Source organism: Halalkalibaculum sp. DA384 (genome assembly GCF_043951955.1).
Taxonomy (GTDB): domain Bacteria; phylum Bacteroidota; class Rhodothermia; order Balneolales; family Balneolaceae; genus JAMQKA01.
Window position 1 is genome coordinate 123916 of record NZ_JBINJE010000007.1, and the last position, 17820, is coordinate 141735.

Genomic DNA, 17820 nt, shown 5'->3' on the forward strand with positions numbered 1-17820 from the left:
AATTATTTAACAACAAAAAGGATTGTTTTATGAACTTTTCAAGCAAAACACCAAAAATATTGGGTCTGGTTATTCTGGTCGGACTTATATATGCATGTGATTCCATTATTGAAGTTCCTGCAAAAGGGGCGTTAAGTGAAGATGTACTGGCCAACCAGGATGGGGTTGAAACACTCCTGGTCGGAGCCTATGGAGCCCTCGACGGGCAACAATTGAACTCCGAACGCAGGGAGGCCACCGACGTCAGCAACTGGGTGTACGGGAGTCTTGCCGGTGGTGACGCCCACAAGGGGGAATCGCTGGGTAACACCAACGGGTATGTCCAGATCGGAAACGGTAACTCCTCGGCCAGCATCAGCTTTTTCGACGGCAAGTGGACCGCGCTCTATGAAGGTATCAAGCGTACCAACTCGGTCCTGGAAGTGCTTCCCGAAGTGGAAGATATGAGCGAGGCCGCCAAGCAGCGGATTGCCGGTGAAGCCCGGTTCCTGAGAGGGCATTATTACTTTGAACTGAAGAAGATGTTCAATATGGTACCGTGGGTCGATGAAACTACGGAAAATCCAAACCAGCCCAACGACCAGGATATCTGGCCGAATATTGAAGCCGATTTTCAGTTCGCGTTTGACAACCTGCCGGAAGTGCAAAATGACGCAGCCCGCGTTAATAAATGGGCGGCGGCATCGTACCTGGCAAAAACCTATGTCTACCAGGAAAAATGGAACGAGGCTCAGCCGCTGTTTGATGATATCATCGCCAATGGCATGACCTCGCAGGGCGTGGCATACGACCTGATTGACGAGTTTCGCCAAAACTACAATCCGGCCCGGGAGGATGGAAACCCGGAAGCCGTTTTTGCCGTGGAAATGGTCGCCAACGACGGTACCGGCCATACCAACAATGCCAACCTGGGGATGTCTTCCGCGTTCCCGTATGGCGATACCAGCCCGTTTCCCTGCTGTGGTTACTACCAGCCAACTCAGGATCTGGTAAACTCCTATCGCACCGATGGCAACGGGCACCCGATCATCGACGTGAATGATCCCGATCCCTATAATGACCAGATGGTTACGAATGACATGGGCGTTTCCCCGGAAGATCAGTTCGACCCATATGACGGTCCCCTGGATCCCCGCCTCGACTGGACGGTCGGTCGCCGAGGAGTGCCCTATTTGGACTGGGGCCCGTACCCGGGTATCGCCTGGGCGCGCGAACCGGAAAATTTCGGTCCCTATGGACCTAAAAAGCACGTCTACTGGGCCGAGCAGCAGGCGGAGTACGCGGATCTTAACTCCTGGGCTCCGGGTTCTGCAATCAACACCTACGTGATCCGCTTTGCCGATGTGCTGCTGCTGGCGGCGGAAACCGAAGTTGAGGTTGGTTCCCTGGAGCAGGCCCGGGAGTATGTAAACCGGGTGCGCGAACGTGCCGCCAACGAAGATGGATGGGTAAACCTGGATCACAACCGGGCACAGGCGATCGCCGAAGTGGCCGACGAGAACGAGATGCTGAGTCTCGAAGATGTGGGACAGTTTGACTGGGTGATCCGGGAAGACACCGAAACCACGTTTGTATACCTCGGCGGCGGTTCTGGTGATGCAGCCAACTGGCAGGAGTATGAAATTCCCAATTATGAAATTGAGGAATACACGGCTGCCCAGTTTGCGAACCAGGATTTTGCCCGCGAAGCTGTTCACTTTGAGCGAAAGCTTGAACTGGCCATGGAAGGTCACCGGTTTTTTGACCTCGTGCGCTGGGGCAAAGCCGAAGAGCAGCTGAACGAATTCTTCGATTACGAGGGACCCACTCTGGGAATTCCCACCCGTAACGGCCAGTTCACCGCCGGGAAAAATGAGTACTATCCTATTCCACAAAATCAGATCGATCTGAGTACCGTGGATGGAGAACCGGTATTGCAGCAGAATCCCGGCTATAATTGAGGCATCGGTCAGGATATAGTTTATTTAACTGTTTAAAACAGGAAGAGGCAGCCTCAACAGGTTGCCTCTTTTTTTGGATTTTGACAAACGCTCTTTTACCCTGTTTTGAATCTTCGACCCATAAAACTGTTTGAATAAATATCCATACACTGCTGATGTTATTTTCACTACGTTTGTAATCCAACAAGCTGTAGTTTTCAGATGGAGAATGATGGATTCACAATGCAAATGCCGAAAGGTAACGTTCTGTTCTCAACAAATAACTTATACACTAATTAACGAATAACTGCCAGTGCGTACAACTGTTCTCTTGTCGATAAGCCTTTTGCTGTGCTGTTTTGTTGCAGGATGTTCCTCTCTGCAGGAGCAGAAGGCCTCTCTGTTTGACTTATTGGGGGCCGGTCATACAAATATCGATTTTCAGAACAGGATTACCAATACAAGAGAATTAAATATTCAGAATTACGGGTATTTCTATGACGGCGCGGGCGTGGCGGCGGGGGATATCAATAATGACGGGTTGCCGGATCTTTACTTCGTCGGGAATGAGCAGGCCAACAAGCTGTACCTGAACAAGGGCAATTTTGTATTTGAAGACATAACGGAAACAGCCGGAGTAGGCGGTGATACCACGGGGTGGTCTACCGGCGTCACTATGGCTGATGTCAATGGAGATGGTTACCTGGATATCTATGTTTCCCGGGTCAATTATGGAGGAAAAACGGGGGCAAACCAGTTATTTATCAATAATGGAGACCGCACGTTTACCGAAAAAGCAGGTGCATACGGGCTCGACTTTAAAGGGTACTCCACACAAGCGGCTTTTTTTGATTATGACAAGGATGGAGATCTGGACCTGTACCTGTTGAATCACTCCTTCCACAGCGAAAACACCCGGGGCCGGGCTCAGATGTTGCGACAGAAAACCGATTCACTGGCCGGAGATCGCCTGTACAGGAATGAGGGAAAAACATTTGTTGATGTCACCGAAAGGTCGGGTATATACAGCAGCTCGCTCGGGTATGGGCTTGGCATCGCAGTCGCCGATATAAACAGGGACGGGTGGCCGGATATCTATATCGGCAATGACTACCACGAAGATGACTATCTCTACATCAACAATCGGGATGGCACGTTCACGGAAGCGCTGGACACCTCCCTCAAGCATACGACCCGGTCATCGATGGGAAATGACATCGGAGATATCAACAATGACGGCCTGGTTGAGATTGTGTCCCTGGACATGCTGCCTGAAAACCAGACCGTTTTGAGGCACTCCGGCATATTGAACACCTTCGGGCGCATGCGCACCGATGCGAGGTTTGGGTACAAGCCGCAGTATTCCCATAATACGCTCCAGCTGAACAGGGGTATAAACGGGGAGGGAATGCCTGTTTTCAGTGATATCGGGTTCGCTTCCGGGATAGCGGCTACCGATTGGAGCTGGGCCGCCCTGGTAATGGATATGGACAATGACGGCTTCAATGATATCTATGTGACCAACGGTATGGTTGGCCGCCCCACTGACCTGGATTATAACCAGCTGCTGCAGGAAGAAAGTCAACAGATTACACTGAGTGAGGATATCGACCAGGAAAATCTCGAACTGATCGGGGAGATGCCCCCGATAAAAATCCCGAATTACGCCTTCGAAAATAAGGGCGACCTGACGTTCGAAAACAGAGCCGAGGACTGGGGATTCCATCAGCCGAGCTTTTCCAGCGGGGCGGCCTATGCGGATCTCAACAATGACGGGAGCCTGGATCTCGTGGTTAACAACGTCAATATGCCGGTTTTTGTGTATCGCAACAAGACGGGCCAAGCGGGGGAGACTGCCTACCTCAGGATAAAGCTGCATGGGAAGGGGCAGAATACGTCGGGAATCGGGGCCAAGGTGGTCCTTTACAGGGATGAGCAGGTGCTGTACCGGGAACAGATGCCAACCCGTGGATTCCAGTCCTCTGTGGAGCATGTGCTGCATGTTGGTCTTGGAGACAGCACTGCGGTCGATTCGCTAACGGTCATCTGGCCGGACGACTCTTTTCAAACACGGTACGATGTCCGTCCCAACCAGTTGCTGGAGCTTGACCAGGCCGAGGCTTCCGGTTCTTTCATTTACCAGCGTCTCCAGGATCGATCTGATGCTTCTTATCTACGGCAGGTAACGGATCAGGTGGCACTTGACTACGAACACAGGGAAAATCGATATGCAGATTTTCAGCGGGAATCCAACCTGCCATACATGATCTCCAGGGAGGGACCGGCCGCCGCACGGGGCGATGTAAATGGGGACGGCCGGGACGACCTGTTTCTCGGAGGCGCACACGGGCAGCCGGGACAGCTATTTTTGCAGCAAGAGAACCGTACATTTACGGCTTCACCAGACAACCAGAAACTGTTCGCTCTGGACAGGGAAAAAGAGGATGTCTCCGCAACCTTTTTTGACGCCAACGGGGATGGACTGCTGGACCTGTATGTAGTCAGCGGCGGCAATGAATACCATAACAGCGAGGAGATTTTGAGAGACCGTCTCTACATCAACACGGGGGGAGGGGCGTTCGTTAAGTCGAGAGAAAGTATTCCACCAATGGTGACTAACGGTTCAGTGGTGGTCGCAGGGGATTTTAACAACGACGGTGCGGAAGATCTCTTCGTGGGCGGCAGAAAGTCGAGAAGCTACGGAATGGCTACCCGGAACTACCTGCTCCAAAATGACGGTACGGGCCGATTCTCGGATGTTACCGAAACTGTGGCACCGGAATTGCGGGAGGTCGGCATGGTAACGGATGCCGGGTGGGCCGACATGAACGGCTCGGGGTACCCCGAGCTGGTGGTGGTGGGTGAATGGATGCCGGTACGTATTTTTGAAAATGACGGAGAGCGCCTCAGCATGCAGGGCCAAGATACGGAACTGGCAAGAACCCGCGGGCTGTGGTCAAAACTGCTGATTGATGATTTTAACAGCGACGGAAGGCCCGATATTGTCGCAGGGAATTTTGGAACCAATTCCCGGCTGCAGGCGTCGTTCGATTCCCCGCTTCGTCTGTATCTGCAGGATCTGGAAGGAAGCGGGCAGCTCTCATCGATTATAGCCTACGAAGAAGGCGGCCAATACTATCCCGTTGCCCCGGTCAACGAGCTGTTGCAGCGGTATCCCTCGCTGACCGGCAAGGTTTCAAGTTATTCCGCATTTGCGGAACTGCCCATACGGAAAGTGATTGGAGAGCCCACCGCTTCTGCCGCTCAAATAAAGGAGATGACCACCCTCTCATCCCTCTATATTGAAAACGAGGGAGATGGGAACTACGGTATTGAAAAACTGCCGTTTCATGCCCAGATTGCTCCCGTAAAGGCGATGCTTTCTGGTGATTTTAACCGAGACGGGAACACGGACCTGTTGCTGGGAGGTAACATTTACGGGGTGAAACCGAGTATCGGGGGACGCCAGGACGCCAGCTATGGGCTGATGCTTGAAGGAGATGGAAACGGGAATTTTGAACCTCTTCCCATGAAATCCAGCGGATTTTACATTGAGGAAGGGGAGGTGCGGGGACTACTTCCGGTTGCTGTTGCAGAAAGAGATACAATGATTATGGTGATAAAAAATGATCAGGGCGCACAATTTTTTGAAGAGGCCAGAATCGAGTGATTTGGACTCACAGAGTGGCGTAGCATTATTTTTTGCTTTGTGCAGCCTCGAAAAGCGAAAATGTTGGGGCGCTGAAATATTGCGGATCAATTTTTTGTACGGGCCGTTATATTTCGTTATTCAAAATTCACATGACTGAATACTATCGGGATGCGGTGGTTGGGTAAAATTCGTATAAAATGTTCATAAAAAAGGGATGATATGAGTAGAAGAGACTTTCTGAAAAAATCGGCACTGGCATTTGGTTCATTGATGCCCTGGTACACCCAAAAAATGCCGACAGACGAGAGGGATTGCAGCAGGAACAAGCAGATCAAGATAAGTTTAAATGCCTACTCTTTTAACAGCTACCTGCAGGAGGGAGAGATGGACCTGGAGGAGCTGTTGCTTTACTGCGCGGAGTTAAACTTTGACGCCCTCGATCCCACGGGATACTACTTCCCCGATTATCCGGAAATCCCTAGCGACGAGTATATCTATAAGATTAAACGCAATGCGTTCATTCACGGTATGGAGATCAGCGGGACCGGCATACGGAATGATTTTACCGATCCTGATCCGGCGAACAGGCGGGCTGATCTCGATCTGATCAAAGAGTGGGTGCAGGTGGCCGCCAAGCTGGGGGCACCGATCATCCGGGTATTTGCGGGCCGGGGCATCCCGGAAGGGTACAGCCGCAGCGAAATGAACGGGTGGGTTGCGGAAGCCCTGAAAGAGTGCGTGGGGTACGGGCGGGAGTATGGGGTCATGATCGGGGTTCAGAATCACAACGACTACCTCAAAACAGCGGACCACGTGCTGGAGATTATTGAATTGGTCAATTCCGACTGGCTGGGAATTATCCTGGATGTGGGCAGTTTTTCCACCGCTAATCCCTACAAAGATATTGCCCGCGTGGCGCCGCATGCGATCTCCTGGCAGATCAAGGAAAACCTGGGATACCGGGACAAAACCGTCCGAACCGACCTCCATAAAATCGCCGATATCCTGGAAGAGGTGGACTACAGGGGATATATCCCGATTGAGACGCTGGGGGGAGACCCGATGAAAAAAGTGCCTCCGTTCCTAGATGAGGTACGAGAGGCAGTATATGGAAGATGACAGAAGGTCCGGATCACAGGAAACAGGCTGATTCTATGAAAAGCTTTATTTATTCGATATTTTCCCGAAAAGTTTAACTAGACTGAACAATGTTTATGGGTACAGATAAAAAGACGTATGGTATTGGAATTGTTGGCTGTGGCAATATTTCCGGAACGCATGCCGAAGCGATCCAGCGAACGCAGAAAGGAACCCTGGTTGCTGCCCACAGCAGAACGAAGGAAAATGTGGAACAGTTTGGCCGGGAATATGATATCCCCTGGTTCACCTCCTATGAGGAGTTTCTCAATCACCCGGGGCTCGATATCGTAGTAATTTGCACCCCCTCCGGCACGCATCTTGACTACGGCGTATCAGCGGCCGAGGCCGGCAAGCATGTGATTGTGGAAAAGCCGATCGAAATAACCGTGGCGCGCGGGAAATCCCTGATCAACGCCTGTGACGATAACGGGGTCAAGCTGGCCGTCATTTATCAAAGTCGGTTCACCGGGGATATCATCCGGATGAAAGAGATTATCGACCGGCAGGATATTGGTGATATTGTCATGGCGAGCGCTTCTGTCAAATGGTTCCGTTCCCAGGAATACTACAGTGAATCCTCCTGGCGGGGCACATTAGACCTGGACGGGGGCGGGGCGGTTATCAACCAGTCGATCCACACCATAGACCTGCTGCAGTGGTTTGCCGGGGGTGTCAAATCGATTTCCGCTTTTAAGGGAACATTTACGCATGAGGGGATCGAAGCCGAGGACAACGCGGTTGCCTGCCTGTCGTTCAATAATGGGGCTATCGGCGTGTTTGAAGCCTCCACTTCAATCACGCCGCCCCAGGAGCGGAAAGTGGAAATCAACGGTACAAAGGGCACCCTGCTGCTGGAGGGAGACACCCTTCATAAAAAGCTGGAGGGCGATTCCGGCGATGAGAAACAAGATAAATCCGGCGAATCCGCCGGTGCCGCCAGTCCGCTTGCGGGAATGACTTGCCAAAACCACAAGAACCAGTATGATTCGATCCTGAAGGCTTTTCTCAACGGTACCGAGCCCACGGTTTCGGGTACCGACAGCCTGCAGTCACTGGCAATTGTCGAAGGACTGTACAAGGCTTCGGATAAGCAAGAAGTCGTGCATATCGATGATATACTGGCCAGTGAAGCTGTTACACAGAAATAACGCAATTTTTATTTTCAAAACGGTTCAGAAGGAACAGCAGTGACTATTCCCGGATTTTTTGATCTGCAGGTAAACGGTTACAAGGGGATCGATTTCTCCAGCCCGGAGCTGACCAAAGAGGAATTCATTTTTGCCTGCCGGGCATTACTCAAACAGGGAACGGCGGGTTTTTTGCCAACCATTATAACCTCCCGGGTTTCCACCTTTAAACGTAATCTGCGCCTGATGGCCAGCGCGATGCAAGATGAGGACCTGGATCGGGCGCTGCCGGGCATTCATGTTGAAGGGCCTTTTATTTCTATGGAGGAGGGAGCGCGGGGCGCCCACAACGCCAGCTGGGTACAACCGCCGGATATTGGCCTGCTTGAAGACCTTTACCGGTGGTCAGGCGGCTCCATCAAACTCCTGACGATGGCGGCTGATACAGAAGGGGCTGCTGCCCTGTGCCGGCATGCCACGGAAAAGCTGGGTCTTACCGTTTCGCTGGGTCATCACCTGGCAACCGAAGAGGATCTTGAACAGATGGCTGCCGCCGGAGCCCGGTCGCTGACGCACCTGGGAAATGGAATTCCCCGGCTACTGCCCCGACACCGCAATCCTCTCTGGGCGGGCATTGCCAACGATGATCTGACGGCTATGATTATTGCTGACGGGCACCACCTGCCGAGATCTTTAATTAAAACGATTATCCGGACCAAGGGCGTGTCGAAAACGATCGCAGTAAGTGACGCCTCTCCCATTGCCGGACTGCCACCCGGCAGGTACAACACGCTCGGCAACGATGTTATCCTGGAGGAGTCAGGTCGTTTGTACAACCCCGAAACAGGGTACCTGGTGGGATCCTCCTCCTCACTTCTCGATTGCATGAACTACCTGTTGTCCCTGGATCTGTTAACCCTTGAAGAGCTGTACGATATCGGGTTCAATAATCCTCTTCAACTTATTGACATCGACCCCGCTTCATTTCGCGGCGCCGATACCCACATTGAATACGATGAGGACAAAAATGAGTTTGTTTTAGTTGATGAGCAGTAACGGGGTCGTAATCCTTAATCCTGTTTATCCGCTTTGACTGTTCCGCCATCCAGCAGATCTATGATCAGCAACATACTTCTCAGGATGTGGAAGGGGTCTTTAACCGGTAGAGCGGCGACTTTATCCACCGGATCTCCTTTTCGATCCCGGATCTGGATCCATTCCCCGATTTCCGTATCGGGATTTGGAAATGTACTAAAAACGTAGCGAGCCATCTTTGTGTAGCGCTGATACATCCGGGGATCGCCGGTTATTTTGTATGCCAGCAGTGTGGCATAGAGCGCTTCGGCATGCGGCCACCACAGTTTCATATCCCAGGAATCTACAACCAGCTGCTCGTATGGGGTTCCTGTTCGCTCTCCCGCCGGTTTTCCTCCTTCCGCATCTGTAAACCTCAGCAGTCCCCCGTACTTGGGATCCCAGCCCACGTCAAGAGCATGATCAATAGCCGTTATCGCCTTCACCAGATAGTTCCTGTTTCCCGTCTTTTGTGCTGTATGGATGACAAACCACATCGACTCGATCGTGTGACCGGGATTGATGTGCCGGAAAAGGAGTCTGTGTTTTGCTGAATCTTTATTTTCGGGAAGCATTTCAATAACCCGGTGGTCGGCTTGGTAAAAGTCCTCCATAATAGTGCGCATATACGAGGTACTTTGCTGTAACAGCCGGCGCTTGTGCTGGTGATTCAGCTTTTCGGCTCCCTCCGCCAATTCCTGGCTGAGGTTCAGCATGATCATCGGAATGGCGTGGGCCCTGTACCCCTCGGGTATGGGGTAGGGTTCGGTACGAATCGTTCCCATTTTTATTCTCGCCCTGATCTGGTCATAAAGATCCAGCGCTTGTTGGAACCGCTTGTTATCTTTTGTCAGGGTTGCGAATTTTGCCAGGCCCAGAGCCACGAAACAGTCCGCATATATGCTGGTATCATATCCTTCTCCCGGAACTGGTTCTTTTTTGGTACCATCCTCTGCCAGTAAAAAAGCGCAATTCCCGTTCTCCAAAAAAATATATTTTTCCAAAAAGGATGCACTCTTGTGGAGATGTGACAGGTAGCGTTCCCGCTTTCCATCCAGCTTGCCTTCGTCAATCATGCGGGCTACAACCGACCACAACCAAAGGAAGCGGCCCTGAGACCAGCTGTATTTGTCATTGCTGACCCGCTCATCCCCTGTATTGTTGAAACAGGTATAAATGCCCCCGCGTATCTCATCAACCGCCCGATCCCAAAACGGCAGCAACACCTCCTCTACATGATTCCGATAGAAGTCTGGCAACGCTTTATCCACGGGTTCAGATCGTTTCTTCGATCAATTCTTGTTTGTCAAGTTCCAGTTTGTCGAGCAGTTCGTCCACCTCGGGTGAAACGTCGTTATTCCTGTTCAGCCAGCCCAGCAGCGCGTAGAGGAGGAAGGATACAAATAGCGGAGAGGCGATTTCAACTACCTGCGGCGAGTCAACCAGATACTTCGACACCACAAAGGCTCCGAGTCCGCCGATGATCGATATGATAGCCGTTTTGGAATCACAATTTCGAAATGCGGGCAACAAGCCCAGTATCATGGGCACCGAAATCGGGCCCACGATGGCGGCAAACCAGCTGATGATTAATCCCAGCACTCCGCCAAATGAATCGGCATTGATGGCCACTACCAGCGTGAGGGCCGTAAAGCCAAACGTCGATAAGCGGGCCAGCAGAAGCGACTTTTTTTGTTTCATATTTTTAAACTTGTCGGAGAGATTGGGCAAGATATCCCGGGTGATCACTGAAGAGATGGTATTGGAATCCGACGAGGTCATCGACATGGTGTTGGCAAACATGGAAGCCAGTACCAGTCCCACCATGCCCGGGGGTAGCAATTCCTGGGTAATCAGGGCATAGGATTGGGTGGGATCCTCCAAATTCGGAAGGATGATCGGGGCAGCCCACATCGGGAAGAACAGGATCAGCGGCCACACCAGGTACAGGGCTCCCGACAACAGGGCCGCTTTCCGGGCGTCTGAACCGGATGGGGAAGAGATATAGCGGGTAGCGAGATTCCACGTACCGCCGTTGTAGCTGAGCAGGTTGATAAAGAGAAAGGCAAAGGCAAAACCGGGCGTGTATGGATCATTAAATAGCTGCCCGTTGGCCTCCGGCAGCTGATCCCAAATAGTGAAAATGGAGCTCACCCCGCCCAGCATATCCATCACAATGAAAAACATTACAAAACCGGCCACAATCTGGACTACGAACTGGGCCAGGTCGGTCCACACATCGGCCCACAATCCTCCAACTGTTATATAGATCAGTGAGATCCCTCCCGCCAGTAAAATTCCGACAACCAGGGAGGTGCCGGTGAACACGTTCAAGAGAACAGCAATGGCTGCCCACTTGGCCCCGACATCAAACAGCTTCAACAAGACGCCTGACCATGCCATGAGTTGCTGCGTGGGCAGATTGTACCTCGTTTTTAAATACTCGGTGGGAGATTCGATATTCAGTTTTGCCCGCAACCGAGACCAGCGCGGCGCTATAAAAACGGATCCCACAAAAATACCGACAGCGATGGTAAAAGCCCACCAAACATAAATTGTAAACCCGTGCGTGTAGGCCAGTCCCGCATACGCCACGAATACGGCCCCGCTGTAGCCCGAAATATGATGCGATATCCCTGAAAGCCACCACGGCAATTTTCCCCCTGCCACAAAAAAGTCGCCCGAGTTATCCACCTCCCGGAAAGACCAAAATCCGATTACTACCATAACCAGGAAGAATAGCGCTATTACTATCCAATCAAGTTGCTGCATATTTAACGTACTTTATCCGAAAATGAGTGATTAATCGCTGCGGGTCATTGCTCACAATTGCAGATCACCAGCTGCCCCTATTCCAGCTGTTACCCGGAATATACATGATAATGGGATAGACCGGGTTAATAACCATCGTGATGCTCCCGCGAGTTGCAAAGGCATTTTTTCCTGTCGACGCCGACATGTGGGGAATTCCGGCACTCCATGCAGGTGAGACGGTCTCAGCATGCACGCCAGGCGTTATTTATTCAAGGCTCGAAATGACCTCTTTTATAAAGGCAAAACTTTTGGGTACTCTTTCAACGACTTCTGAACTCTCGTCTTCAATATAGTAGTACTCAATATTGGTATTCTTCGCGGCCTCCATTACTGCGGGAAAATCGATCTGCCCTGTACCCAGTCGCACGTCATACTCTTCGGGCGCACTTCCCGAAAAATCATTGTTAGCCCCTTTTTTGAGATCCTTGAGATGCATCAGCCTGAACCGGTTCGGATATTGCTTGAGGAGCTTAACGGGATCGGCCCCGGGGTGGGCGACCCACAGCAGGTCAATTTCAAAACTGACATACTCTGGATCGGTATGCTCAACCAGGTAATCGAAGAGTGTGCCGTTGTTGTAGGGCCGGAATTCATAACCGTGATTGTGATAGGCGAAGTAAAGTCCCGCTTCCCTTATTTTTTTGCCAGCCCGGTTAAAATCAGCGGCAGCTCTTTTGGTATCTTCAATGGAAAAAGGGGCCTCGTGCGGAATCCAGGCTACACGGATATATTTTGCCCCGAGGGTACGCGCATTTTCGATAACTTGCTCGGTATCGTTAACCAGGGCATCGTAGCCTACCCCGAACGAGGTGCAGATCAGTCCTCTTTCATCGAGCATCGCCTTTAATTCATCCGCGGTGGTCCCAAAAAGGCTGGAAAATTCGATGTTGGTCAGTCCCATCCCCTTGATGAGATCCAGTGTCCCCGGCACATCCTCTTCAAATTGATGGCGGAACGTGTATGAGACGACGCCGGGTTCCGTAAACTGTGGAGTTCCCTGTGCTTGGGCGGTCTCTAATGCCGGATTGTAGCATATTGCTGTTAGATATAGCCCTATCCCGATAATTATACTTCTAACCATAAATCACCATCTCCTTGTTATACATATTAACAAATTTTTATCGCCTTTAATTAACCAAAATATCTTTTAGATAAAAATTATTTATACTGCCAGTCATGATATTATCAGCACAAGCCGGGCCGAAACAAAAATGAGATTAACCAGCGGAATCAGGACCTTATCTTTAATATTACTGGCATTTGTGATGATTGTACTGTCTCTCTACCTGTTTGGCAGATCTTTTTCTGAGGTCCAGCAATCCGCAGCCAATCCCGAAGTTTCGGAAGGCCGACAACTGGCTGTTACCCATTGTTCGAGCTGCCATACTTTTCCCGAACCTACCTTGCTACCCAAAAAACTGTGGGGCGAATCGGTATTGCCGGCCATGGCGCCGCATCTCGGGATATTCAGGCATAAATTCACAACCTATCCCACAGAAAATGACCCTTATCTTCCCGCAGATTACTACCCGGAAACGCCCCGGCTGACCACGAGTGAATGGCAGAAGATTTTGAATTATTACGAGGAGGCAGCTCCCGAAACATTACAACGCCCCCACCGGGAGAACAAGATCATCACCGATTCCTTCTCATTTACAGCCCTTTCGCCCGGTCCCGTCAGTGCCGAATTGCCCCTGGTAACAGCGGCCCGGTTCGACACGCTCAATCAGCAGCTGTACGCGGCGGACGCCAACATGAAGAAGCTGCTTGTTTTTGACCGAGATCTGACACTTATTGAAGAGCTAAATGCAGCCAGTCCCATTGCGGACATCCGGTCTGCGGGAAAAACGAGCGGGCATGGGTCGGAACATTTGTTTGTAACCTATATGGGACATCTGTTGCCTTCGAATGCGCCCGCGGGATCAGTGAAGGACCTCCGGTTTGATCGTGAAAATGGCGAATACCAGTCATCTTCAACCATCGCCGACAGCCTGGTACGGCCGGTGGAGAGCAGGCTTGCCGACCTGAACCAAGACGGGAAGAGGGACCTGTTGATAAGCGAATTCGGCCATCGAACAGGGGCCCTTTTCTGGTTGAAAAAGAGGGAAAACGGGCGGTATTCCGGCGCAAAAAACATGCTGATTGAGATGCCCGGATGCATCGAAACACAGCTTGTCGATTACAACCGTGATGGATTAACAGATATAGCCGCGCTCTGCACGCAGGCAGACCAGGCCATCTACCTTTTTATGAACCGCGATCATGGGAAATTCCGAAAAAAGAAGCTGCTCCAGTTTCCGATTACCTATGGATCGAGTTCGTTTCAAATGGTGGATTTTAAAGACGACGGGAACCTGGATATCTTGTATACCAGCGGGGATAATGCAGACTATTCGCCTGTTTTGAAGCCCTATCACGGGGTGTATATCTATATTAATGATGGCCACAACGGGTTTAGCCGGGAGTGGTTTTACCCGTTGCACGGGGCCTATGATGCCAAGACATCAGATTTCAACCATGACGGGAAATTGGATATTGCCGCCATCTCCTTTTATGCCGATTTCGAGAATCGGCCGGAAGAGGGATTTGTGATCTTCAAAAATGACGGGCTCCTTTCCTTCACCGCGATTCACCACCCGGCAGCCTCGGATGGACGGTGGATTTCATTGGATATTGCGGATTGGAACAGTGACGGGTACGCCGATATTCTGCTGGGCAACTTTTTTAAAGATCTGTTTAGCACCTGGAGTGAGAATCCGGAAAAGAACGGCGGTCATCCCCCCTTTCTGCTGCTGCAAAATAACCGCGGGTTACAGCACCGCAGATGAACAGGGGGAAAGAATAATGAATTTCGAATCAGTAAGTGGAAATGCCGAGCAGGCCGGACCCGTGTGCTCCGACAAGCGGGCTTTTCTCGCTAACGCTGCTAAACCAGCTCTTCTGGGCTCAAAGCCTGGAAAAGGCTTGGCCGAAATCCTAATTTGGCACAAGTTCAGGGGAACAGGAACAGCACATACGGGGCGTTTGCGCCCGGCGTGGGACCTTAGGGTTATATGTGTTCCAGGCTTCCCCAATCGCAGATTTGGTACATGAAAAACAAGACAACCGTTGCAATTAAACAGCTGTTTTTGTCCCAACTACATCCTGAAGCAAAAGGCAGTGAAAGTTGAATTTCTTCAGTATTCTTCGTATTCACCTTCATATGTCTTTTGGGATATAAAAACGGTGCTTTCTTATCCCCGTTTTGCAGGGGGGCTTTGAAAATGAACAATTTTGCAAAGCCTTCCATGAATTAAATTTATTTTTTAAACCAAACAGGGGATCTGGAAGAATATTGACAGGGATTTTACGGTGTTGGGTTTTACCCCATGCAGGAACGATATCCCGCCCACAGGGAATAGCTTTTTACTGCCAAGTATGAAATAACGGGAAAGGCGTGGCTGTAAATTTAAAGCAGTCCTTGTAATTACTCATCGGTTGACCGTTTTGCCTCCGATTGAGCACTTGAGACTCCTTAAATCCATTTTACTGCTAACAAGGGATGGGTTTTCCAACGTCTCCTTAAACGACTTTCATTCAAACTGTATTTACTTTATGACTACAAGAAATCCTGTTCGAACGACAAAAATTGATTCATTATCCGTAGAGGCCTATGATTCTAAGCAATCCATGGGGCAGGCTGCCGCACGATTTGTAGCTGATCACATCCAAAAGGTGCTTGGCAAAAAGGATCATGTCAATCTGATGCTGGCGACGGGTGCCTCCCAGTTTGCATTTATAGATGCGTTTAAAAATATCGATACCATCGACTGGTCGAAAATCAGAACATTTCACTTGGACGAATATATCGGGCTAAACCCGGATCACAAGGCCAGTTTTCGCAAATATCTGCATGATCGTATTATTGATGACGTGCAGCCCAAAGAGGCGTATTTCCTGGAGGGGGATGCGGATGATATCGACAAGGAGATCGAACGGTACGAAAACCTGCTAAAAAAATACCCGACTGATATAGCTTGCATCGGGATCGGGGAGAATGGGCATATCGCATTTAACGATCCGCCGATAGCCGATTTTGATGATCCCCAGCTGGTTAAAATCGTGGAACTGGACAACAAATCACGCCGCCAGCAGGTAGGCGAGGGCTGGTTCGATACCATCGAGGATGTCCCGAAAGAGGCCCTTTCCCTGACTGTACCGGCCATTATGGCAAGCGATGTCATCAGTTGCGTGGTCCCCGACAGCAGAAAGGCACAAGCAGTCCACGATACCCTCTACGGTCCGGTAACTACAGATTGCCCGGCCTCCATCCTGAGAACACACGAAAACGCCGTTCTCTTCTTGGATAAGAACTCCGCAGCGGGATTGAAAAATAAATGATGGGACCAGCGAATAGCAAACAACAGGGTGGGAAAACAACGGTTTGGAAAAGAATCAAATAGATAAATCAAAAAGATGGATAATAACGACATGGACAACAAAATAGAACGAAGAGAATTCCTTAAGAAAATTTCAACAATCGGTGTAGGTGTGGGACTGGTCGGGGCCAATGCACCCGGAGTTTTTGCCGGGGGCTCTCCCAATGAAACTATTGTTGTAGGAGTTATGGGCACGAACAGCCGGGGCGCAGCCCTGGCCCGGGGATTTGCACAGCTGCCGGAGGCCGAGGTCGCCTATATTTGCGATGTGGATGATCAGGCTATTAAAAAGGGAATGGAAGCTGTTAGGGAAGGGGGACAAAAAAGGGAACCCCGGGGCGTCAAAGATTTTCGGCGCATCCTGGATGACAAGAACCTGGATGCGCTGGTCATTGCCGCCCCTGACCACTGGCACGCTCCTGCCGCCATCCTGGCGCTGAAAGCGGGCAAACATGTGTACGTCGAAAAGCCCTGCAGCCACAATCCCCGAGAAGGGGAACTGCTGGTGGAGGCAACACAAAAATATGGAAAAGTAGTACAGATGGGGAATCAGCGGCGCTCGTGGTCGAACGTGGTCCGGGGAATCCGGGAAGTAAAGGAGGGGGCCATCGGAGAGGCATATTTCGCGCGCGCCTGGTATGCCAATACCCGGGGATCAATCGGCCACGGCAAAAAGGCTCCGGTGCCATCGGGACTCGATTATGAGCTTTGGCAGGGACCCGCGCCCCGCAGGGAGTACAAAGACAACCTGATCCACTACAACTGGCACTGGTTCTGGCACTGGGGAACCGGCGAAATATTGAATAACGGGACCCACTTTATCGACCTGTGCCGGTGGGGACTGGAGGTCGACTACCCGGAACAGGTCAGTTCAAACGGGGGGCGGTACGCCTACCAGGATGACTGGGAAACCCCTGATACCCAGATCACCTCGTACGATTTCAGGGAGGGCAAAACGATCTCATGGGAGGGAAGGAGCTGTAATGGTCAACCGATCGAAGGACATTCGGTGGGGGCCTCCTTCCACGGTACCGAGGGCAGTTTGGTGATTCACGGCAACGGGTACTCCAGGTTTGACAATAATGGCAATGAACTGGAAAAAGTCACTCTTGACAGCGAGGACGCCCTGGATACCTCGGGACCCGGTTTCGATCTTGATGCCGACCACCTCGCGAATTTTAGGGATGCCATCCGGAAAGGAACAACCCTGAATTCCCCGATCGAAGATGGCAATATAAGTGTCGTGCTGTGTCAACTCGGAAATATTGCACACCGGACCGGTCGCGTTCTCAATTGTGATGTGGAGACGGGCAGAATTCTGGGCGACAAGGAAGCGATGAAGCTCTGGGGCCGGGAGTATGAACCTGGATGGGAGCCAACCGTGTAAACGGGAAAGAATTCTTCTCCCGCAGGTTTTTATCGAATGTTTTCACATCGTTTAACCCGGATTATTCACCAAGAAATTTAAGCTATAGATGATTTTCGATATATCAAACAATATCAATGGCTTATGCATCTATTTTTAATATGATTGTGAATAATTCGGGTTAAGCGGGAACCTTTTGTAACACTATCAAAACGTAAATAACGTGAGTTCGACATAAGGGTTGCTAAAATAGCAACAATTGTCCGGTATCGACATAAGTTTGCTTCAAGCTGGGCTTTTTCTCGGTGAA

At 50.8% G+C, this 17820-nt stretch carries 12 protein-coding genes; 7 read left to right on the forward strand and 5 right to left on the reverse strand.

The features are described from left to right. The first annotated feature begins 29 nt into the window (after window positions 1-29). The 4 genes from ACG2E4_RS06450 (at window position 30) to ACG2E4_RS06465 (ending at window position 7859) form a co-directional block, all read left to right on the forward strand. Window positions 30-1940, forward strand: coding sequence for a RagB/SusD family nutrient uptake outer membrane protein (locus ACG2E4_RS06450; protein WP_395258785.1), 1911 nt, complete (start codon window positions 30-32; stop codon window positions 1938-1940). 292 nt (window positions 1941-2232) lie between these two features. Then, window positions 2233-5589, forward strand: a complete 3357-nt coding sequence (locus tag ACG2E4_RS06455; protein ID WP_395276042.1) for a VCBS repeat-containing protein — start codon at window positions 2233-2235, stop codon at window positions 5587-5589. Between the two features lie 201 nt (window positions 5590-5790). Beyond that, on the forward strand, window positions 5791-6690 hold the full coding sequence (locus ACG2E4_RS06460) for a sugar phosphate isomerase/epimerase family protein (RefSeq protein ID WP_395276043.1): 900 nt from the start codon (window positions 5791-5793) through the stop codon (window positions 6688-6690). A gap of 95 nt (window positions 6691-6785) precedes the next feature. Beyond that, window positions 6786-7859 (forward strand): Gfo/Idh/MocA family protein, encoded by a 1074-nt coding sequence (locus tag ACG2E4_RS06465; RefSeq protein ID WP_395276044.1) that lies wholly within the window; start codon window positions 6786-6788, stop codon window positions 7857-7859. 940 nt (window positions 7860-8799) lie between these two features. On the opposite strand, the gene ACG2E4_RS06470 is transcribed toward ACG2E4_RS06465, so the two are convergent. From ACG2E4_RS06470 to ACG2E4_RS06485, 4 genes are all read right to left on the reverse strand, one after another. Continuing rightward, window positions 8800-8943 (reverse strand): DUF2963 domain-containing protein, encoded by a 144-nt coding sequence (locus tag ACG2E4_RS06470; RefSeq protein WP_395276045.1) that lies wholly within the window; start codon window positions 8941-8943, stop codon window positions 8800-8802. Beyond that, window positions 8909-10183, reverse strand: a complete 1275-nt coding sequence (locus tag ACG2E4_RS06475; protein WP_395276046.1) for an AGE family epimerase/isomerase — start codon at window positions 10181-10183, stop codon at window positions 8909-8911. The genes ACG2E4_RS06470 and ACG2E4_RS06475 overlap by 35 nt, the downstream gene beginning before the upstream one ends. A gap of 4 nt (window positions 10184-10187) precedes the next feature. Continuing rightward, window positions 10188-11684 (reverse strand): sodium:solute symporter family protein, encoded by a 1497-nt coding sequence (locus ACG2E4_RS06480; protein ID WP_395258772.1) that lies wholly within the window; start codon window positions 11682-11684, stop codon window positions 10188-10190. Between the two features lie 247 nt (window positions 11685-11931). Beyond that, window positions 11932-12807 (reverse strand): sugar phosphate isomerase/epimerase family protein, encoded by an 876-nt coding sequence (locus tag ACG2E4_RS06485; RefSeq protein ID WP_395258769.1) that lies wholly within the window; start codon window positions 12805-12807, stop codon window positions 11932-11934. 184 nt (window positions 12808-12991) lie between these two features. Here ACG2E4_RS06485 and ACG2E4_RS06490 point away from each other — a divergent pair, with 184 nt between their 5' ends. Next, window positions 12992-14554 (forward strand): FG-GAP repeat domain-containing protein, encoded by a 1563-nt coding sequence (locus ACG2E4_RS06490; protein WP_395276047.1) that lies wholly within the window; start codon window positions 12992-12994, stop codon window positions 14552-14554. Window positions 14555-14775: 221 nt separating this feature from the next. On the opposite strand, the gene ACG2E4_RS06495 is transcribed toward ACG2E4_RS06490, so the two are convergent. Further along, the gene (locus tag ACG2E4_RS06495; RefSeq protein WP_395276048.1) at window positions 14776-15015 is read right to left on the reverse strand and encodes a hypothetical protein; all 240 of its coding nucleotides are present in this window, start codon (window positions 15013-15015) and stop codon (window positions 14776-14778) included. 305 nt (window positions 15016-15320) lie between these two features. Between ACG2E4_RS06495 and ACG2E4_RS06500 the strand changes: the two genes are divergently transcribed. Both ACG2E4_RS06500 and ACG2E4_RS06505 read left to right on the forward strand, forming a co-directional pair. Next, window positions 15321-16106, forward strand: coding sequence for a glucosamine-6-phosphate deaminase (locus ACG2E4_RS06500; protein WP_395276049.1), 786 nt, complete (start codon window positions 15321-15323; stop codon window positions 16104-16106). 75 nt (window positions 16107-16181) lie between these two features. Beyond that, window positions 16182-17531, forward strand: a complete 1350-nt coding sequence (locus tag ACG2E4_RS06505; protein WP_395276050.1) for a Gfo/Idh/MocA family protein — start codon at window positions 16182-16184, stop codon at window positions 17529-17531. Window positions 17532-17820 lie beyond the last annotated feature (289 nt).

Excerpts from the sequence above, each read along its gene's own strand:
- ACG2E4_RS06450 (WP_395258785.1), top strand. The coding sequence starts at position 30 with ATGAACTTTTCAAGCAAAACACCAAAAATATTGGGTCTGGTTATTCTG.
- ACG2E4_RS06460 (WP_395276043.1), top strand. The coding sequence starts at position 5,791 with ATGAGTAGAAGAGACTTTCTGAAAAAATCGGCACTGGCATTTGGTTCA.
- ACG2E4_RS06465 (WP_395276044.1), top strand. The coding sequence starts at position 6,786 with ATGGGTACAGATAAAAAGACGTATGGTATTGGAATTGTTGGCTGTGGC.
- ACG2E4_RS06470 (WP_395276045.1), bottom strand. The coding sequence starts at position 8,943 with ATGGCGGAACAGTCAAAGCGGATAAACAGGATTAAGGATTACGACCCC.
- ACG2E4_RS06480 (WP_395258772.1), bottom strand. The coding sequence starts at position 11,684 with ATGCAGCAACTTGATTGGATAGTAATAGCGCTATTCTTCCTGGTTATG.
- ACG2E4_RS06485 (WP_395258769.1), bottom strand. The coding sequence starts at position 12,807 with ATGGTTAGAAGTATAATTATCGGGATAGGGCTATATCTAACAGCAATA.
- ACG2E4_RS06490 (WP_395276047.1), top strand. The coding sequence starts at position 12,992 with ATGATTGTACTGTCTCTCTACCTGTTTGGCAGATCTTTTTCTGAGGTC.
- ACG2E4_RS06495 (WP_395276048.1), bottom strand. The coding sequence starts at position 15,015 with ATGGAAGGCTTTGCAAAATTGTTCATTTTCAAAGCCCCCCTGCAAAAC.
- ACG2E4_RS06500 (WP_395276049.1), top strand. The coding sequence starts at position 15,321 with ATGACTACAAGAAATCCTGTTCGAACGACAAAAATTGATTCATTATCC.
- ACG2E4_RS06505 (WP_395276050.1), top strand. The coding sequence starts at position 16,182 with ATGGATAATAACGACATGGACAACAAAATAGAACGAAGAGAATTCCTT.